Origin of the sequence: Vibrio sp. V43_P6S15P86, from assembly GCF_009904725.1 — a bacterium.
In the GTDB taxonomy this organism is placed as follows: domain Bacteria; phylum Pseudomonadota; class Gammaproteobacteria; order Enterobacterales; family Vibrionaceae; genus Vibrio; species Vibrio diabolicus.
The window spans coordinates 1-18,553 of the sequence record NZ_WXWT01000485.1 but is presented as its reverse complement, the minus strand read 5'-3'; the positions used below and the strand labels follow the sequence as shown (position 1 = coordinate 18,553).

Annotated in this window: 15 protein-coding genes; 9 read left to right on the top strand and 6 right to left on the bottom strand. The window is 48.2% G+C overall.

The window, feature by feature from the left end; all coding sequences use genetic code 11:
- Nucleotides 1-175 precede the first annotated feature (175 nt).
- Together CAG69_RS21715 and CAG69_RS21710 are read left to right on the top strand one after the other, a co-directional pair.
- Nucleotides 176-1,012 (top strand): phosphate/phosphite/phosphonate ABC transporter substrate-binding protein, encoded by an 837-nt coding sequence (locus tag CAG69_RS21715; protein ID WP_161446204.1) that lies wholly within the window; start codon nucleotides 176-178, stop codon nucleotides 1,010-1,012.
- Between the two features lie 11 nt (nucleotides 1,013-1,023).
- Entirely contained in the window at nucleotides 1,024-3,645 is a 2,622-nt protein-coding gene (locus CAG69_RS21710) for a hybrid sensor histidine kinase/response regulator (protein WP_161446202.1), read from the top strand.
- Nucleotides 3,646-3,739: 94 nt separating this feature from the next.
- Here CAG69_RS21710 and CAG69_RS21705 read toward each other — a convergent pair whose 3' ends face one another.
- From CAG69_RS21705 to CAG69_RS21680, 6 genes are all read right to left on the bottom strand, one after another.
- Nucleotides 3,740-4,642 carry a hydroxymethylglutaryl-CoA lyase gene (locus CAG69_RS21705; protein WP_161446199.1) on the bottom strand — a complete coding sequence of 301 codons (903 nt, stop codon included), beginning with the start codon at nucleotides 4,640-4,642 and terminating at the stop codon, nucleotides 3,740-3,742.
- Nucleotides 4,623-6,671 carry an acetyl/propionyl/methylcrotonyl-CoA carboxylase subunit alpha gene (locus CAG69_RS21700; protein WP_161446197.1) on the bottom strand — a complete coding sequence of 683 codons (2,049 nt, stop codon included), beginning with the start codon at nucleotides 6,669-6,671 and terminating at the stop codon, nucleotides 4,623-4,625. The genes CAG69_RS21705 and CAG69_RS21700 overlap by 20 nt, the downstream gene beginning before the upstream one ends.
- Nucleotides 6,664-7,446, bottom strand: a complete 783-nt coding sequence (locus CAG69_RS21695) for an enoyl-CoA hydratase-related protein (RefSeq protein ID WP_161446195.1) — start codon at nucleotides 7,444-7,446, stop codon at nucleotides 6,664-6,666. The genes CAG69_RS21700 and CAG69_RS21695 overlap by 8 nt, the downstream gene beginning before the upstream one ends.
- A gap of 105 nt (nucleotides 7,447-7,551) precedes the next feature.
- Nucleotides 7,552-9,159, bottom strand: a complete 1,608-nt coding sequence (locus CAG69_RS21690; protein WP_161446193.1) for a carboxyl transferase domain-containing protein — start codon at nucleotides 9,157-9,159, stop codon at nucleotides 7,552-7,554.
- A 98-nt stretch (nucleotides 9,160-9,257) separates the two neighbouring features.
- Nucleotides 9,258-10,427 (bottom strand): isovaleryl-CoA dehydrogenase, encoded by a 1,170-nt coding sequence (locus CAG69_RS21685; protein WP_161446191.1) that lies wholly within the window; start codon nucleotides 10,425-10,427, stop codon nucleotides 9,258-9,260.
- Between the two features lie 45 nt (nucleotides 10,428-10,472).
- Nucleotides 10,473-10,859, bottom strand: coding sequence for a MerR family transcriptional regulator (locus tag CAG69_RS21680; RefSeq protein WP_005373242.1), 387 nt, complete (start codon nucleotides 10,857-10,859; stop codon nucleotides 10,473-10,475).
- A gap of 209 nt (nucleotides 10,860-11,068) precedes the next feature.
- On the opposite strand from CAG69_RS21680, the gene CAG69_RS21675 reads away from it, so the two are divergent.
- The 7 genes from CAG69_RS21675 to CAG69_RS21645 all read left to right on the top strand — a co-directional run.
- Nucleotides 11,069-12,247, top strand: coding sequence for a thiolase family protein (locus tag CAG69_RS21675; protein ID WP_161446189.1), 1,179 nt, complete (start codon nucleotides 11,069-11,071; stop codon nucleotides 12,245-12,247).
- A 70-nt stretch (nucleotides 12,248-12,317) separates the two neighbouring features.
- The gene (locus CAG69_RS21670; protein WP_029798081.1) at nucleotides 12,318-13,811 is read left to right on the top strand and encodes a CoA-acylating methylmalonate-semialdehyde dehydrogenase; all 1,494 of its coding nucleotides are present in this window, start codon (nucleotides 12,318-12,320) and stop codon (nucleotides 13,809-13,811) included.
- A 90-nt stretch (nucleotides 13,812-13,901) separates the two neighbouring features.
- Nucleotides 13,902-15,056: an acyl-CoA dehydrogenase family protein gene (locus tag CAG69_RS21665; RefSeq protein ID WP_074190554.1), complete on the top strand. Its 1,155-nt coding sequence runs from the start codon at nucleotides 13,902-13,904 to the stop codon at nucleotides 15,054-15,056.
- 49 nt (nucleotides 15,057-15,105) lie between these two features.
- On the top strand, nucleotides 15,106-15,882 hold the full coding sequence (locus tag CAG69_RS21660; RefSeq protein WP_161446187.1) for an enoyl-CoA hydratase: 777 nt from the start codon (nucleotides 15,106-15,108) through the stop codon (nucleotides 15,880-15,882).
- A gap of 10 nt (nucleotides 15,883-15,892) precedes the next feature.
- Nucleotides 15,893-17,023 (top strand): enoyl-CoA hydratase/isomerase family protein, encoded by a 1,131-nt coding sequence (locus tag CAG69_RS21655; protein WP_069524425.1) that lies wholly within the window; start codon nucleotides 15,893-15,895, stop codon nucleotides 17,021-17,023.
- Between the two features lie 18 nt (nucleotides 17,024-17,041).
- Entirely contained in the window at nucleotides 17,042-17,938 is an 897-nt protein-coding gene (mmsB, locus tag CAG69_RS21650; RefSeq protein WP_161446185.1) for a 3-hydroxyisobutyrate dehydrogenase, read from the top strand.
- 9 nt (nucleotides 17,939-17,947) lie between these two features.
- Nucleotides 17,948-18,553: SDR family NAD(P)-dependent oxidoreductase (locus CAG69_RS21645; protein WP_161446183.1), on the top strand; the 606-nt coding region annotated here is incomplete at its 3' end.

The window sequence follows — 18,553 nt, the reverse complement described above, 5'->3', positions numbered from 1 at the left end:
TAGTGACGTTCGAGTGGCTATGGCAACGAAATGTAATAAGCATTTACCTGCTCCTGTTGTAGGTGTGCATTTGAGTATAAATGGTATCTGAGACACGAGGCAATTTAATCCGATAATTCGCAATCTTTCAAATAGCTATCTATCTTTAACGGAAGACAAACACAAGGAGGTGATTTTGTTGAATTCTCAATTGCAGAAGCTGACTTGGCTGTTTAAAGGGCGAATTTTTACGTTGCTTATGACGTTATGCATATTGTCGCCTTCCATCTTCGCTCAACCCTCTCTTGTTTTTGGTGTGGTGCCACAACAATCGGCCACCAAATTAGTTCAACAATGGCAACCCTTACTGCAACGTTGGGGCGAGATTGCCGGAGTTGAAATCAAATTTGCTACTGCGCGTGATATTCCTACTTTTGAAGCCCGTTTAATGGCTGGAGAATATGACATCGCGTACATGAATCCTTATCACTTTACGTTGGTGAATCAAAACCCAGGTTATATGGCTTTAGCAAGAGCGAAAAATAAGCGCATCACAGGCATTATTGTAGCAAGGCGAGGGAAGTCGGTTTCCCTTGATGAGCTGCAAGACAAGACCATCGCTTTTCCTGCCCCACGAGCATTTGCTGCTTCTATCATCACACAATCAGAGTTGGCGCAGAAAGGCATCAAGTTTACGCCTAAATATGTTGGTTCGCACGACTCAGTCTATTTGGGGGTACTTAAAGGTTTGTACATTGCTGGTGGTGGCGTGAAGCGTACCTTTGAGAGCTTACCGAGTGAAATAAAAGACCAACTTAGCATCATTTATACAACTGCTGGTTATACGCCTCATGCTATTGCGGTTTCAAATAATGTCGATGAAGAGATTACTCTTGCCTTACGAAAGGCAATTTCGCAACTTAATGATGATCCCAAAGCACAGGAGAGCTTCGCTTTACTCAATATTGATGGATTGCAATTGGCGCAAGACCAAGATTGGCAAGACGTCGTCCAATTGGGCATTTCGAGATAAGTGGGCGCTTTATGACGCTGCGTTCAAAAACGATAATCGGCATTGCACTCATCGAAGCACTTGCGCTCGGTGTACTCATCATCAGCGGCCTCAACTGGTTTAAAAGCTCGAACGAGACCAGTCTCGAAGTTGGTAGCCAGAATTTGGTGAGTGTGTTTGCTCAAGCTTCGAGAGACGCGGTAATCGCAACGGATCTGGCGTACTTAGACAGCTTTGCACGCTCTGTCGTAAGTGAACACAAGTTGGCTTACATCCGTATCGTCAATCAAGATGGCATCGAACTTACGCTTCAAGGTGATTACACAGGCGTTGACACCAATGTTCGTCCTTTCGATGCAAGCGACGGTGTTTATGACGTGGCGAAAGCAATCACTTTAGGCCATCAGACTTTTGGCGTGGTAGAAATGGGTGTTCACGTCGAGCATGTTCATCAAATGCTTTCGTTTGCGACTCATGCGAGTTTGGTGATTGCCTTTGTCGAAATGTCGCTGGTGGCGCTGTTTTCATTTGCGCTAGGCAGCTATTTAATGAAGCGTTTGGATCTTCTCCGCACTGGGGTAATCAAGGTTTCACAGCAAGGGCCGGGTTCGCAAATTTCTATTTCAGGCAATGACGAAGTCACGCGCGTTGGAGAGGCGTTTAACCAAATGTCGCGCTCTTTAGCGCAAGCGCAAAATAAACTTCAGCAAGAACATCAGACCCAGCAGCAGTTATCCGCCAAAATATCGCAGCTTGCCGAGGTGGCGGAACACGCTCGCGATACCATCATCATTACGCATCCTGACGGCACGATTGCTTGGGTAAACTCTGCGTTTGAGCAGTTAACCGAATATTCGTTAGAGGAAGTGGTTGGCAAATCACCGGGCGAACTGCTGCAAGGTGAAGACACCGACGCAAACACCGTCGCGCTGCTCTCGCAAAGTGTTCGCAGCCATTCCCCGGTTAGGGTTGAGATACTCAATTACACCAAGTCGCAGCGCCCATATTGGGTCGAGTTGGAGTTGTCTCCGGTGTTTGATGAAAATGGCGAGCTACTGCGTTTTATCGCGGTAGAACGTGATATTACCGATAGACGCGAGATGGAGAAGCGTTTGTCGTCTGCATTGGATAAATCGAAAAAAGCCACGCAAGCCAAGTCGGAATTTCTGGCAAACATGAGCCATGAGATTCGCACTCCAATGAACGCGATCATGGGGATCAGCGAGATATTGCTTGAGAACGAAAACCGCCGAGAGCCAAGGGAGTTATTGCTCCTGCTGCACAAATCTGCCAATAACCTTGTGACCATCATTAACGACATCCTCGATTACAGCAAAGTCGAAGCGGGCAAGTTGACGCTTGTTGAAGAGGAGTTTGATTTGCGCTCGTTAGTCGAGAGTTGCACGGCATTGTGTGCGTATCAAGCGGATAAAAAGAACCTTAAGTTATTGGTTGATATGCCATTAGCCATGAATACGGTCGTGGTCGGTGATAAAGGTCGGATTAATCAAATCTTACTTAACTTGATCGGCAATGCAGTGAAATTCACGGATGAAGGTCATGTGCTGCTGAAAGTAAGAGAAAGTGAGCTCGGTTTTGATTTTTCAGTGACCGATACAGGCATTGGAATTCCTGAAGACAGGCTAACTCATATTATGGATAAATTTGAGCAGGTCGATACCTCCGCGACAAGGCGACATGAAGGAACGGGCTTAGGGTTGGCAATCTCAAAACGTTTGATCAGCATGTACAACGGTGAGCTTTGTGTGCACTCGGATTTTGGCAAAGGATCGTGTTTTAGCTTTAGTTTGCAGTTGCCTAAACGAAGTCAGCCTCATTCTGAACCGGTAGAACTGAATGCAAATCGACTATTGTTGATTGATGATTATCTACCGCGCGTGGAACATTTGATGCGCTTAGCTAAAGAGATTGGCATCGAGGTGACTCATAGCAACGATTGGGCTGCGGCGCAGTCTTTGGGCAGAGATTTGGATGATTTTGACCGCATCATCGCGAGCGTGAACAATGCTCAGGATAGAGATGCGCTCTATGAGCTTGATGCGACAGAATCAGCCGCCAAACGGGTACTGTTTCTCGCCCCTTGTGTGATGGAGGAAGGGCTGGCATGGTCGTGCGAACGGGATCGTTTACTGCCGCAACCTGTCACGCAGCATAAACTGCAAACCCTGTACTCTAGCAAAATACAAAAGCGTCGAGCGCTTTCCTCACAAGACAATCCAGATTTTTCTAATTTGCACCTTTTGGTTGCAGAAGACAGCCATATCAACCGAATCTTGATTGAAAAAATGTTGCAAGACACCGGTGTGAAACTGACGTTGGCGGAAGATGGTGTCGAGGCCGTTGAACTCTACAAGCAGCTTTCCCCTGATTTGGTGATTACCGATATTTCTATGCCAAACAAAGATGGTTTTGGTGTGACAAAAGACATTCGTGAGTTACAGGAAAACGGTGAGTTTCCTTGGTGTCCAATCGTGGCGTTTTCTGCTCACGCGATGCAAGAAGAGCAGCAAAAAAGTATTGCATTAGGGATGAATGATTACCTGACGAAGCCAGTTCAGAAAAGCGATTTACTCGATATGATTGCGAAGTGGGGACGGCATACTCAAATGGCTGAAAAGCACGCCTCTGGTTAGTGCTTTTGTGAATCGTATTTGGCCCTAATAAAACGGGCATGTTGTTACGCATGCCCGTTTGTATTTATTGGTTGCTTATCGCGGATGGAGTCTTTTACAAGCTGTGCGGATCACCCAGAGCGAGTGCTACTTTGGAAGACGGACGTTTACCTAACGCACGGCAAATTTGCCAACCCGCTTCATTGATAATGTTGAGATCAATCCCCGTTTCAATGCCAAGCTGTTCACACAAATAAATCACATCTTCTGTTGCAACATTCCCACTGGCACCTTTCGCGTAAGGGCAGCCGCCCAAACCAGCAACCGCACTATCAATGGTGTTGATACCCATTAACAAGGCTTGGTAAATATTGGCCAAAGCTTGTCCATAGGTGTCATGAAAATGTACCGCGAGCGCGTCTTTTGGCAGTTGCGTTAACAACGAATCCAGCATGGCGATAACGCGATTAGGCGTTGCTTTACCGACAGTATCGCCCAGAGATATTTCATAGCATCCCATATCAAAAAGCGCATTCGCGACCTTGGTAGTTTGCTCTGGTTTTATTTCTCCCTCGTATGGACACACCATGGTACAAGACAAGTACCCGCGCACAGGAATGTTGTGCTGCTTTGCAAGCTCGATAACTGGCTCAAATCGAGAGAGACTTTCAGCGATACTGCAGTTAATGTTCTTTTGGCTAAACGCTTCAGAAGCGGAGCCAAAGACTGCAATTTGCTTTACACCACTTTCCAGCGCACGTTCTAACCCTGCGAGATTTGGTGTGAGCGCGCTGTAAACCACGTCAGGCTTTTGCGTGATACCAGCAAACACCTGATCGGAATCGGCCATTTGAGGCACCCATTTCGGCGAGACGAAAGAACCCGCTTCAATGTGTTTTAATCCGCTGAGGCTCAATTGATCGATCAAGCGGACTTTATCAACCAACGTCACTGCGGTTTCATTTTGCAAGCCGTCGCGAGCACCAACTTCGACGATATTAACCTTCACTGGTAGCATATTCGTGCTCCTTATCTTCACAGACATTTTCGAGTGCAGAAATTAAATGCAGCAGGATGGAACCATGCTGTACTTGGTCTCCATGTTGATAAAACACTTCATCAATTATCGCTGCGACCGGAGCCGTGATGGTGTATTCCATCTTCATCGCTTCGAGTACCAAAAGCGGATCGCCCGCCGCTACTTTGTCTCCCTTATTTACCATGACCGCCGAGATCACACCGTTCAGTGGCGCGGTTGGGCTAAGTTCATCGTCTTGACCTTTTGCGGATTCAAAACTTGGTTGGTGAGCAAACGTGCGCTGCTGACCAAGATAAAACAGCGTTGTCTGTTGCTCGTCGCTAAGTACATTAAAGGTGTAACGCACATTATCAATATCGACGATAAACTGGTTGCCACTTTCAAGCAGGATGACCTGATGCAACTCCTCGCCGCATCGGATAGTGAAGTGAGAACCTGTATCTTGCGATGGTTGTTGCAAGCGTACTTGATGGTTGGCATTGGCATCCGTGAAGTTAAATCGATAAACGTTGTCAACCGACAGCCTAAAACCTTGCGTGGTTGGAGAGGGTAACGTTGAGCTGCCTGATTTTGAAGTGAGAACATTCCAGCGAGCAACGGTCGCCAACGTTAACCAGATCGAATCCGACACACTTTGCTGCTCACTTATGCCTTGTTGGTGTGTGACTAGGAAACCTGTATCAAGCTCAATCTCGGCAAAGGCTGGCTGCGAAATAATGCTGTGCAGATAACCAATGTTTGTCGTCACTCCACGCACGTGATATTGAGTTAACGCCTGCTTAAGCTCCTTGAGCGCGATATTACGTGTTTGCCCCCAGACGATCAGTTTGCTGATCATCGGATCGTAGTATTCGCTAATGGTATCGCCTTGGGTAACACCGCTATCAACACGCACACAAGCTAGTCGAACATTGCTGTCTGAGATGGGTTCTTGTAAATAATCAATGCGTCCAGTCGATGGCATAAAGTCATTGTCCGCATCTTCGGCGTAAATTCGCAGCTCGATTGAGTGACCGTTATGATTGATTTCGTATTGCGAGATCGGTAAATGCTCACCAGCCGCAATTTTGAATTGCCATTCAACTAAATCAACGCCAGTGATCAATTCAGTGACAGGGTGCTCAACTTGCAGACGGGTATTCATTTCCATAAAGTAGAACTCACCGCGGCTATCGAGCAAGAATTCAACCGTGCCAGCGCCAACATAATCGATCGCTTGAGCGGCCTGAACCGCAGCTTCACCCATTTGTTTACGCAGTTCATCACTAAGACCGGGAGCTGGTGCTTCTTCGACTACTTTTTGATGACGACGCTGAATGGAACAGTCGCGGTCAGAAAGGTAAACACAGTTGCCATGTTGGTCAGCAAATACCTGAACTTCAACGTGGCGAGGCTGCAATATGCATTTTTCGATTAGAAGCTGCTTATCGCCAAAGCTTGAAAGCGCTTCACGCTGCGCACCGTCGATGGCCAAGGGCATTTCGGCTGCGCTATTGACCACTCGCATGCCTTTACCGCCGCCACCTTGTGTTGCTTTAAGCATCACTGGGTAACCGATTTTTTCCGCTTCCGCTAATAAATGCTCAACGTTATTGTCTGTGCCGTGGTAGCCCGGAACCAAGGGCACGTTCGCCTCTGACATGATGGCTTTGGCTTGCGACTTCGAACCCATTGCTTCAATTGCGCTGGTGGAAGGGCCAATAAATACAATGCCATTTTCGCTGCACGCTTTGGCTAGTTTTGGGTTCTCGGAAAGAAAACCATACCCGGGGTGGATAGCATCAGCTTGCCATTTTTTCGCAGCGCCAATAATCGCATCGATATCAAGATACGATTCACTCGCCGGAGCAGGGCCAATAAATTCAGCAAAATCCGCCTGTTTTACATGTAAGCTGCTTCGATCCGCTTCGGAATAGACGGCAACCGTCTCTATAGCCATGCTTTTTGCGGTTTTAATAATTCGGCATGCAATTTCACCGCGGTTTGCGATCAGTATTCTTTTAAACATGATTCCTCCAATTGGCGGCGCGCTTTTCAAAAAATGCACTCAGTCCTTCTTGTCCTTCGCTGGACACGCGGGCGGTTGCAATCGCTTGGCTGGTGTATTCAATTAATGAGTGATCGATAGGTTGGCTATCACAACGTAAGCAGAGCGTTTTTGCTGCCTGCATGGCTTGTGGACCGTTGTTGAGCAGGTGATCAATGGTGCGATTGACAGCTTCACGTGGTTGAGAGTCGATCTGATGAAGAATATTCATCGATAGCGCGGTTTCGGCATCGATCAGTTCCGCGGTTAAAAAGTAGCGTCGGCTTTGTCGTTGTCCAATCGCTCGGATTACGTAAGGTCCGATGGTAGCGGGTAATAAACCGAGCTTTACTTCACTCAAACAGAAGCGGCTTTCAGGTGTACCAATAGCGATATCGCAGCAGCAGATAAGCCCAAGTGCGCCGCCAAATGCTGCGCCATGTACCATGGCAATGGTTGGCTTGCTAAAGGTATCCAGTTTATGCAGGAGCATCGCCAATTGCTGTGCATCTTGCAGGTTTTCACTCTCGGTTTTGGTGGCCATTGACTGCATCCAGCCAAGATCCGCACCCGCAGAAAAGTGTTTCCCTTGCGCCGTTAGTACCAATGCACGTAGAGAGTCGTCTCTCTCAAGTTTTTCCAAGGTTTCGATAAGTGAAGCAATTAATTCATCATTAAACGCGTTGTGTTTCTCTGGTCGATTGAGGCTCAACCAAGCAACGCCATTGCTGTCTTTTTCAAGCAGTAGTCCGGTCATGTGACTTCCTTTGTCTGACATTTCAGTCTCTATTCCAATGCTCGCTAACCGTTACTTGTATAAACATCGGTATTCGCGAGGAGTTAAGGTTTGCCTTGCATCCGGCTACATGCGGAAGATGCCAAATTTACTGTCTGGTATTGGCGCATTAAGCGCAGCAGACAGAGCAATGCCGACAACATCACGGGTTTTCGCAGGGTCAATAATGCCGTCGTCCCACAGGCGTGCACTGGCGTAGTATGCATGGCTTTGAGTCTGATATTGCTCCGCAATTGGACGTTTGAACGCTTCTTCTTCCTCCGCGCTCCAGCTTTCGCCTTTGCGAGTTTTGATATCGCGGGTCACTTGCGCCATCACGCCAGCCGCTTGTTCGCCGCCCATGACGGAGATGCGCGCGTTCGGCCACATCCACATCATGGTTGGATCATAAGCGCGGCCACACATGCCGTAGTTGCCTGCGCCATACGAACCACCAATAACGACGGTAAACTTCGGCACGTCTGCACACGCCACCGCGGTCACCATTTTCGCACCATGTTTAGCGATGCCTTCGGATTCGTACTTCTGACCGACCATAAAGCCTGTGATGTTTTGCAAGAAAAGCAGAGGAATTTTGCGCTGTGCGCATAGCTCAATAAAATGCGCACCTTTCTGCGCCGATTCCGAAAATAGAATGCCGTTGTTAGCGACAATGCCAATCGGCATGCCGTGAATATGAGCAAAGCCACAGACCAAGGTTTCGCCGAACAACGCTTTAAATTCATCAAATTGTGAGTCATCAACAATTCGGGCAATGACCTCTTTAACATCAAACGGTTTTTTAAGATCGGTACCGACGATGCCGTACAGTTCTTGCGCAGGAAAGCGTGGTTCCTGTGGTGCTTTTTGCTTAAGTTGGAAGGGTTTCAAGTGGTTGATTTGAGAGACAGCTTGTCTTGCCAACTCTAACGCGTGGTGATCGTTTTCTGCATAATAGTCGGCTACGCCAGACGTACGGCAGTGAACGTCTGCGCCACCAAGATCTTCCGCGCTGACTTCTTCACCTGTCGCTGCTTTTACAAGAGGTGGACCTGCCAAGAAAATCGTGCCTTGTTCTTTGACTATGATGGAAACATCACACATCGCAGGAACATAAGCGCCGCCAGCGGTACATAGCCCCATGACCACCGCAATTTGCGGGATACCCTTGGCCGACATACGGGCTTGGTTGTAGAAAATACGGCCAAAATGGTCTTTGTCTGGGAAGACTTCATCTTGGCGGGGTAGGTTTGCACCACCAGAGTCGACTAAGTAAACACACGGGAGTTGGCATTTTTCTGCAATTTCCTGTGCTCTTAAGTGCTTTTTCACGGTAAGTGGGTAGTAACTGCCGCCTTTTACCGTCACGTCGTTGGCGACGATCATGCACTCGGTGCCGTCAATCACACCCACACCCGCGACTACGCCCGCGCATGGAACGTAATCTGGATACACATCCCAACCCGCGAACTGGCCAATTTCTAAGAAGGATGAACCGGGATCGAGGAGGGCAAGAATGCGCTCACGTACCGGAAGTTTGCCTTTCTTCTGCTGATGCTCACGTGCTTTCTCGCCGCCACCATCTTCGATTTGCGCAGTCACGGTATAGAGTTGATCTACAAGCGATGCCATAGAGCGGTAGTTTTCCTGATACTGCTCTGAATGGGTATTAATATTGGTCGTCAAACAAGCCATAAATAGCCGATCTCCATTCGGTAGACGGGTGACACCACCCGTCTTTATTTAGGTTGAATAAGGAAGTTATTTAGAGTCAGAACGCCTAGGTATGATGATTAGGCGCTTTCGTTAAACAATTCGCGACCAATAAGCATGCGGCGAATTTCTGAAGTGCCCGCACCGATTTCATACAGCTTGGCATCGCGTAGCAAACGACCGGTATCAAACTCATTGATATAGCCGTTACCACCGAGTAGCTGAATGGCATCTAATGCCATCTTGGTTGCCAGTTCAGCGCTGTAGAGGATTGCACCAGCAGAATCTTTACGAGTGGTTTCACCGCGATCACAAGCAGCAGCAACGGCGTAAACATAGGCTTTAGCAGCATTCATTTGTGTGTACATATCGGCGATTTTTGCTTGAACAAGCTGGAATTCACCGATGGATTTGCCAAATTGTTTGCGGTCGTGAATGTAAGGCACAACGATGTCCATACACGCCTGCATGATGCCAAGCGGGCCACCGGCAAGTACCACGCGTTCGTAGTCCAAACCGCTCATCAATACTTTCACGCCTTGGTTTTCTTCGCCGAGAATATTTTCCGCAGGGACTTCGCAGTTTTGGAAGACCAGCTCACACGTATTCGAGCCGCGCATGCCCAACTTGTCGAGTTTTTGTGCTTGAGTGAATCCAGGAAAGCCGCGTTCTACGATAAAGGCCGTGATGCCTTTGGAGTGCTGGCTTGGGTCGGTTTTGGCGTAGACAACATAGGTGTGCGCATCTGGGCCGTTGGTGATCCACATTTTGTTGCCATTTAGCAGGAATATATCGCCTTTACGTTCCGCTTTAAGCTGCATAGAGACCACATCTGAGCCTGCACCGGGTTCACTCATGGCAAGGGCACCGATATGTTCACCGGAGATGAGTTTTGGTAGGTATTTTTCTTTTTGTGCTTGTGTGCCGTTGCGGTGGATTTGGTTGACACAAAGATTGGAGTGAGCGCCGTAACTTAACGCAACCGAAGCGGATGCTCGACTGATTTCTTCCATAGCGATAACGTGGGCGAGATAACCCATGTTCACACCACCAAACTCTTCGCTGGTGGTCACACCTAAAAGACCCATGTCACCCAGTTTGGACCAAAGATGGTTTGGAAAGTCGTTAGATTGGTCGATAGATTGCGCTAGCGGCGCAATTTCTCTTGCAGCAAAACTATTGATTTGCTCGCGAAGCAAATCGGTATTTTCGTCATAAACAAAGTTCAGGGAAGAGTAGGTAGATTTCATTGCGTGTCCTTGCCTTTACGTCACCTACATCCCAGAGTTGAGGTGTTAGGTGACTTTTTCGCCTTTCATGGATCTCAGTGTGTTTTGGCATCGCAACTGCGCAGCATTTAACTCCATCATTACCGCTTGAATGTCGTTTGCTTGCTGTTGCAATGCTGCCTTCTTCTCTTCGATCAACCGAATCATATAGTTCAACTGCTCAGTACTTTGATCGGTATCGTAGAGTTCAAATAACTCTTTGATATCTGCAAGAGAAAAGCCCAATCGCTTACCTCGCAAAATCAGTTTTAGTCGAATTCGATCGCGACCATTGTAGATTCGAGTGTTGCCTTTACGCTCTGGAGTTAGGAGACCTAAATCTTCGTAGAAGCGAATACTTCGGGTAGTAATGTCGAACTCTTTCGCGAGCTCGCTGATCTTAAATGTGTTCATTCCTTAACCTCACGACTTTCGTATAACATTCATACGAATATACAATTCGTTAACGTTAAAGTAAATAAACAACATCCACTCTTGAGCCTTGATATCACTCGCATTTACTCGAAATAAAATAGTCACTCGAACAAACAATAATCTCAAACTTGACGTTAACGTAAATGTTAGTATAGTTATGACGTAAACGTCAACAAAAGGTTAATGGAATGAAAAATGAAACATGGATTGTTGCCGCTAAGCGAACGCCTATCGGCTCTTTTCAAGGTGCATTAGCTTCAACAGATGTCACGGAACTCGGTGCGAAAGCCATCCAAGGGGCACTAGCCGAAAGCCAACTCGATGTGCAAAAAATAGACGAAGTGTTGATGGGATGCGTTTTACCCGCCGGCGTGGGGCAAGCGCCAGCAAGACAAGCAAGTCTTAAAGCAGAAATGCCACAATCGATCGGTTGTACGACACTGAATAAAGTCTGTGGTTCGGGTATGAAAACCGTCATGCTGGCACATGATCTTATTCAATCTGGTAACGCGCACGCGGTTATCGCTGGCGGTATGGAAAACATGTCCTCTTCTCCTTATCTACTTAAGAAAGCGCGTGATGGTTTCCGCTTAGGCCATGAGCAAGTGCTTGATCATATGTTTTATGACGGTTTGCAGGATGCCTACCAAGGCGAATTGATGGGTGTCTTTGCCGAACAAACCGCGCAAAAGTATCAGTTCAGCCGTGAAAGTATGGATATCTGGGCGCAGCAGTCGGTGACTCGTGCGCAGCAAGCGATTAAGCAAGGTTTGTTCAAAGAAGAGATCGTGCCTGTTAACGTAAAAAGTCGACGCGACGAAACCTTGGTGGTAGACGATGAGCAACCGAGCAAACTCGACGTCAATAAAATTCCCACCTTACGACCTGCGTTTGCCAAAGATGGCGGCGTAACGGCAGCAAATTCCAGTTCTATTTCTGATGGTGCATCGGCAATGGTATTGGTTGATAGTGAATTTGGCCGTCAGGAAAACCTTCAACCTCTAGCCAAAATTGTCGCGTACAGCACGCATGCAAGACAGCCTGATGAGTTCACCATCGCACCCGTATTCGCGATTGAAACGCTGCTGGAAAAAACGGACTGGGACAAATCAGACGTGGACCTTTGGGAAATCAATGAAGCCTTTGCCGTCGTGACACAATACGCGGTGAAAGCACTCGAATTGGACGAGAGCAAAGTGAACCCTCGCGGCGGCGCTTGTGCGTTGGGGCATCCAATTGGTGCGAGTGGTAACCGAATCCTCGTGACTTTGATTCACGCTCTTAAACAAACAGGCGGTAAACGTGGCGTTGCATCGCTTTGTATTGGTGGCGGCGAGGCTACCGCCATCGCGATTGAAATCTGCTAAATCACTCTCAACAAAGTTTCACTTACATAACAGTAGTCAGTAACAAGCTGAAAAATACAAGGATGTCATCATGACAGAACAAGTAAAGCAGTATATCGGTGGTGAATTTGCCATCTCCGATTCAAAACAATGGCTAGATGTAACCAACCCGGCAACCAACGAAGTGATTGCACAAGTACCTTGTGCCACGGAATCGGAAATGAATGCGGCGATTGCCAGCGCAACAGAAACGTTCAAACGCTGGAAAGAAGTTGCAGCGCCGGAGCGTGCTAGATTGATGCTGCGTTACCAACATTTGCTAAAAGAGCAACACGATGAGTTGGCGATACTGCTTTCAAGTGAGACAGGCAAAACTCTTGCGGATGCAAAGGGTGACATTTGGCGCGGGATTGAAGTCGTAGAACAAGCGGCGAACATTTGTAGCTCAATGATGGGTGAAACGGTGGAAAACGTCGCGACCAATATTGATGGTTACTCTTACATTCAACCGCTTGGTGTTTGTGCTGGTATCACACCCTTTAACTTCCCAGCGATGATTCCATTGTGGATGTTCCCAATGGCGATCGCTTGCGGCAACACCTTTATTTTGAAGCCGTCGGAACAAGTTCCGCTGACTGCAATGAAATTGGCGGAGCTGTTTGAACAGGCTGGCGCACCAAAAGGCGTGTTGCAAATTGTCCACGGCACCAAAGAGCAAGTCGACCGTATTCTGACTGATCCAGTCGTTCGTGCGATCTCTTTTGTCGGCTCAGTGCCAGTTGGTGAGTACATCTACAAAACGGGTACGGACAACCTAAAGCGCGTGCAGTCATTTGCGGGTGCGAAGAACCACATGGTCATCATGCCAGATGCAAACAAGCAGCAAGTCATCAATAACCTAGTTGGCGCGTCAGTCGGTGCCGCAGGCCAACGCTGTATGGCGATTTCGGTGGCGGTATTTGTCGGCGAAACCAAAGAATGGATTCCAGAGCTTAAAGAGGCGTTAGCTCAGGTTCAACCTGGCGCGTGGGACGATGAAACCGCAGGTTATGGCCCACTGATTAGCCCTCAAGCGAAGCAGCGAGTGGTGAATCTGATTAATGAAGGCAAAGCGTCAGGCGCGAATTGTGTTCTGGACGGGACAGATTGCCAAGTACCTGGCTTCCCGAACGGTAACTGGGTGGGGCCAACACTGTTTACCAACGTGACCACAGACATGTCGATTTATCAGGAAGAAATTTTCGGGCCTGTACTGTTAACTATGGAAGTGGATGACCTAGATGAAGCGATTGAACTGATCAATGCAAACCGCTTTGGTAATGGTACGTCTATTTTCACGGCGAACGGCGCTGCCGCGAGAAAGTATCAACACAATATCGAAGTAGGTAACGTAGGCATCAACGTGCCGATTCCGGTGCCATTGCCGTTCTTCTCATTTACGGGGTGGAAAGGCAGCTTCTACGGCGACCTGCATGCTTACGGTAAACAAGCGGTTCGCTTCTACACCGAGACGAAAACTGTCACTGCGCGTTGGTTTGAAGATGACATTCCAAGCGGTCCAAACATGACCATTCAATTGAGCTAGTCACAGAAGTAGCGATACCTCTAGCCAAGCCTTTCAAACCTTTAGATGGCTTGGCTTCAAGTGCAACGAATTAGACCTTAGGACTTCAAGATGGATTTTGAATTAAACGAAGATCAACTCGCGTTTGCCGAAGTAGCAAAGCAGTTTGCAGACCAAATGTTAGCGCCGCACGCGGCCGAGTGGGATGAAAACCATCACTTCCCTAAAGATGTACTGCGTCAAGCAGGTGAACTTGGCTTTCTGAGCATCTATACGCCGCCAGAGCATGGTGGTTTGGGATTGTCTCGTTTGGATGCGGCGATCATTTTCGAGCAGTTGGCTATGGGTTGTACCGCGACTACTGCGTTTATGACCATTCACAACATGGCGACGTGGATGATCACCAGCTTTGCCAAAGCCGAAGTGGCGCAGCAGTTTAGCGCGGATCTAATTTCGGGTGAAAAGCTCGCTTCCTACTGTTTAACCGAACCCAATGCAGGCTCTGACGCCGCTTCACTGACGACCAGTGCAGTGCGTGACGGCGATGAGTTTGTCCTGAATGGCGCAAAAGTGTTTATCTCTGGTGCGGGTGATACGGACGTTCTTGTCGTGATGGCGCGTTCGTGCGGCGAAGGAGCGGGTGGCGTTTCTGCATTCGTTGTTCCTGCTGATTGCGAAGGCATTAGCTACGGTAAAAAAGAAGCCAAAATGGGTTGGAACTGCCAGCCAACTCGCATGATTACCTTCGAAAATGTTCGTATTCCGGCTGACTATCTGTTGGGTGAAGAGGGAGAAGGCTTTAAGTTCGCCATGCTTGGCCTTGATGGTGGTCGAATCAATATCGCCACTTGTTCCGTCGGTACTGCGCAACAAGCACTGAACGAAGCCAAACAATACATGACCGAACGCAAACAGTTCGGCCGTTCACTGGCGCAATTTCAAGCGTTGCAGTTCAAGTTGGCCGATATGGCGACTGAGCTGGTTGCTGCACGTCAAATGGTGCGACTCGCCGCCGCAAAACTGGACGCGAAACACGCAGAAAAAAGCGCCTACTGCGCAATGGCGAAACGCTTTGCTACTGATGTTGGCTTTAAAGTCTGCGATCAGGCGCTTCAAATTCACGGTGGCTATGGCTACATCAAAGAATATCCAGTCGAGCGCCATTTCCGAGACGTTCGTGTTCACCAAATTCTTGAAGGCACCAACGAAATCATGCGTCTGATCGTCGCAAGACGATTACTAACGGAAGGCGTTGAGCTGCTTTAGTCAGAGAGACGCAGCCTTACCTAAAGAAATTAAAAAGGACTGAAAGAATATGACGGCACAAATCAAATTGGAGCGCGAAGCGCATATCGCCAAACTCACGATTAGTAATCCGCCAGCGAACACTTGGACGCTTGAATCCCTATATCAGCTCAAAGAGTTGGCGATTGAACTCAGTAATGATCGCTCTATTTATGCGTTGGTACTGACGGGCGAAGGCGAGAAATTCTTTTCTGCTGGAGCGGATCTCAACAACTTTGCATCGGGTGGTAAATCGCAAGCAGCAGATATGGCGTTCGCATTTGGTGAAGCGTTTGAAGCGCTGTCAGCGTTCGATGGGGTTTCTATCGCAGCTGTTAATGGCTATGCGATGGGTGGTGGTCTGGAAGTGGCGATGGCGTGTGACATTCGCATCGCAGAAGAACAAGTACAAATGGCACTTCCTGAAGCATCGGTAGGCTTGTTGCCGTGTGCGGGCGGGACGCAAAATCTGACAGCATTGGTTGGTGAAGGCTGGGCGAAAAGAATGATCTTGTGTGGTGAGCGTGTGACGGCTGAGCGAGCGGAAAAAATTGGTTTAGTCGAAGAAGTGGTGGCGAAAGGCCAAGCACTAGAAGCGGCGATAGTACTTGCACAGCGTGTTGCTGGCCAATCGCCGAAATCCGTGTCTGCGTGCAAAACTCTCATTCAAGGTCGACGCAGCCAAACTCACGTGGCTGGATTGGTTTTGGAGCGTGAACTGTTTTTACAGCTGTTCAATACACAAGATCAGACTGAGGGTGTGAACGCCTTCTTGCAAAAGCGCAAGCCACAATGGACAAACAGCTAGCGGAGGCCAAATGACAGGTACAGTAAATGTTTCAAAGCTTAAGTGCGCTGATGGATCTGTTATTGGTGTGCTGGAGCTTGATAATCCAGTAGCTCTCAACGCGTTGAGTTACGTGATGATTGAGAAGTTGTACAAACAGCTTAATGAATGGCAAACGGACGACAGCGTCGTCGCGGTATTCTTGCATGCTCAAGGTGAAAAAGCGTTTTGTGCTGGTGGTGATATTCAAGCGATCTACCGTGCACTTGAAAACAAAGAGCAAGACTTTGATTCTGCGTTTTCAGCGATGGAAACCTTCTTTGACCTCGAATATCGCTGTGATCATCTTATTCACACTTATCCAAAACCGATCATCGCGTGGGGGCATGGTTATCTGATGGGCGGCGGTGTGGGCTTATTTATGGGCGCAAGTCATCGCGTAGCAGAAACCACCACACGCTTTGCGATGCCAGAAATCAAAATCGGCCTTTACCCAGACGTAGGCGCGACGTACTTCCTAAATCAGTTACCAAAACATTTGGCACTTTTCTTAAGTTTGACGGCTTGCCAAATTAACGCGACAGACATGAAAGCGTTGGGATTAAGCCAATGGATTGCAAAACCAGAAAGCAAACAAGCACTGTTGGATCTGCTCGCATCGGTAAGTTGGAAAGGTGAAGCAAACATCAACGAAAAAATCGCCACTACGCTACGTTCGGTACAAGTGGACGAGCCAAGCGAAGGGATGTTGATGCCATATGCGGGATTGATTGAGCAGCTTTGTTCGGGTGATTTAGATTCGATTGTTCGCGCAATCAGCAGTGCCGACGTTGATGATAAGTGGTTCATCAATGCGCAAAAAGCATTGAATTATGGCAGTCCGTTGTCGCTCAATATCACTTATCAGCAGCTAACGCAGTATCAAAACCTCTCTTTGAAAGCGTGTTTTGATATGGAATTTAATCTGACGTTACGTTGTGGCTTAGAAGGTGATTTTAGGGAAGGGGTTCGTGCGCTGATTATCGATAAAACCAATCAACCAACTTGGCAACATCGCACGGTTTCTGACGTAACGCCACAAGTTTTGGAACGCTTCTTCGCGCCAATTGATTCAGCAGAATACCCACTGACCGCATCCTCGGTTGCCACTGTGGCACTTTAGACAAGGAAGAAATACGACATGGATAAAATTGCATTTATTGGCCTTGGCAACATGGGCGCGCCTATGGCTAAGAACCTACTCACAGCGGGCTTGAACGTCGAAGTGTTTGATTTGAATCCAAACGCTGTGGCAGAACTTACCGCACTTGGTGCGTCGAGTGCAGATTCGGTAAAACAAGCCGTTCAAGGTGCGAGCGTGGTGGTCACCATGCTACCTGCTAGCCAACACGTTCAAAGTGTTTATCTTGGTCAAGACGGGATATTAGATAGCGTAGATTCTGGGACGCTGCTAATCGACTCTTCGACCATCGATCCAGCGACCGCTCGTTTGGTTGGCGAAAAGGCGCTGCAGCTTGGCATCAGCTTTGTTGATGCACCGGTATCTGGTGGAGTTGCGGGCGCAGCGGCAGGTACGTTGACTTTCATTGTTGGCGGCTCACAAGAGAACTTTGTTCAAGCCAAGGTGGTGCTTAGCCACATGGGCAAAAACATTTTTCATGCAGGTGATGCCGGAGCCGGTCAGGTGGCGAAGATCTGCAATAACATGATGTTGGGCATTTTGATGAGCGGCACTTGTGAAGCACTCAATTTAGGCATGGAAAACGGACTCGATCCCAAAGTGCTGTCTGACATCATGCTGCAAAGTTCAGGCCGTAACTGGGCGCTAGAGCTTTACAACCCGTGCCCAGGTGTGATGGAAAACACGCCTGCAAGCAATGGTTATCAGGGCGGCTTTATGAGTCAGTTAATGGCGAAAGATCTCGGTCTTGCGATGGAAGCGGCGGTTGCCAATCAAACATCAACACCAATGGGCAGCTTGGCTCGTAACCTGTTTAATTTTCACAACGGTCAGGGCAACGGACAAAAAGATTTTTCAAGCTTGTTTGAGTTCTACCAAAAGCAAAATCAGGCCTAAGGAGTGCTTATGGATCTAGCAAATAAGGTTATTGCGATCACGGGGGCCGGGCAGGGGCTTGGTAAACAAATGGCGCTGTCGCTAGCGGAAAGCGGTGTTCACCTTGCGCTTATCGACCTCAATTCAGACCAACTGGCTGAAACTAAAGCGGAGTGTGAATCTTTCGGCGTCACCACTCGTTTTTATGTAGCGAACGTGACGGAGGAACAAGAAGTGTGCGCTGCTTTTGAGCAAATTGAAGCGGATTTCAAACAGCTCAATGGCGTGATCAATAACGCAGGCATTATGCGCGATGGCATGTTCATCAAAGTTAAAGATGGTCAGGTTAACGCGATGTCGCTGGAACAATTTCGGTCTGTTATGGATGTGAATGTGACAGGCACTTTTCTTTGTGGCCGCGAAGCAAGCAAGGTAATGCTGAACACCGACAGTAAAGGCGTGTTGATCAACATATCGAGCGTCGCGCGTGCGGGGAACATTGGTCAAACTAACTATTCTGCATCCAAAGCGGCGGTAGCCACCATGGCGACAGTGTGGGCGAAAGAGTTAGGGCGTTTCGGAATTCGCTCAGTAGCGATTGCTCCGGGTGTCATCAAGACTGCCATGACGGACCAA

Excerpts from the sequence above, each read along its gene's own strand:
- CAG69_RS21710 (WP_161446202.1), top strand. The coding sequence starts at position 1,024 with ATGACGCTGCGTTCAAAAACGATAATCGGCATTGCACTCATCGAAGCA.
- CAG69_RS21705 (WP_161446199.1), bottom strand. The coding sequence starts at position 4,642 with ATGCTACCAGTGAAGGTTAATATCGTCGAAGTTGGTGCTCGCGACGGC.
- CAG69_RS21700 (WP_161446197.1), bottom strand. The coding sequence starts at position 6,671 with ATGTTTAAAAGAATACTGATCGCAAACCGCGGTGAAATTGCATGCCGA.
- CAG69_RS21695 (WP_161446195.1), bottom strand. The coding sequence starts at position 7,446 with ATGACCGGACTACTGCTTGAAAAAGACAGCAATGGCGTTGCTTGGTTG.
- CAG69_RS21690 (WP_161446193.1), bottom strand. The coding sequence starts at position 9,159 with ATGGCTTGTTTGACGACCAATATTAATACCCATTCAGAGCAGTATCAG.
- CAG69_RS21685 (WP_161446191.1), bottom strand. The coding sequence starts at position 10,427 with ATGAAATCTACCTACTCTTCCCTGAACTTTGTTTATGACGAAAATACC.
- CAG69_RS21680 (WP_005373242.1), bottom strand. The coding sequence starts at position 10,859 with ATGAACACATTTAAGATCAGCGAGCTCGCGAAAGAGTTCGACATTACT.
- CAG69_RS21675 (WP_161446189.1), top strand. The coding sequence starts at position 11,069 with ATGAAAAATGAAACATGGATTGTTGCCGCTAAGCGAACGCCTATCGGC.
- CAG69_RS21670 (WP_029798081.1), top strand. The coding sequence starts at position 12,318 with ATGACAGAACAAGTAAAGCAGTATATCGGTGGTGAATTTGCCATCTCC.
- CAG69_RS21665 (WP_074190554.1), top strand. The coding sequence starts at position 13,902 with ATGGATTTTGAATTAAACGAAGATCAACTCGCGTTTGCCGAAGTAGCA.
- CAG69_RS21660 (WP_161446187.1), top strand. The coding sequence starts at position 15,106 with ATGACGGCACAAATCAAATTGGAGCGCGAAGCGCATATCGCCAAACTC.
- CAG69_RS21655 (WP_069524425.1), top strand. The coding sequence starts at position 15,893 with ATGACAGGTACAGTAAATGTTTCAAAGCTTAAGTGCGCTGATGGATCT.
- mmsB (WP_161446185.1), top strand. The coding sequence starts at position 17,042 with ATGGATAAAATTGCATTTATTGGCCTTGGCAACATGGGCGCGCCTATG.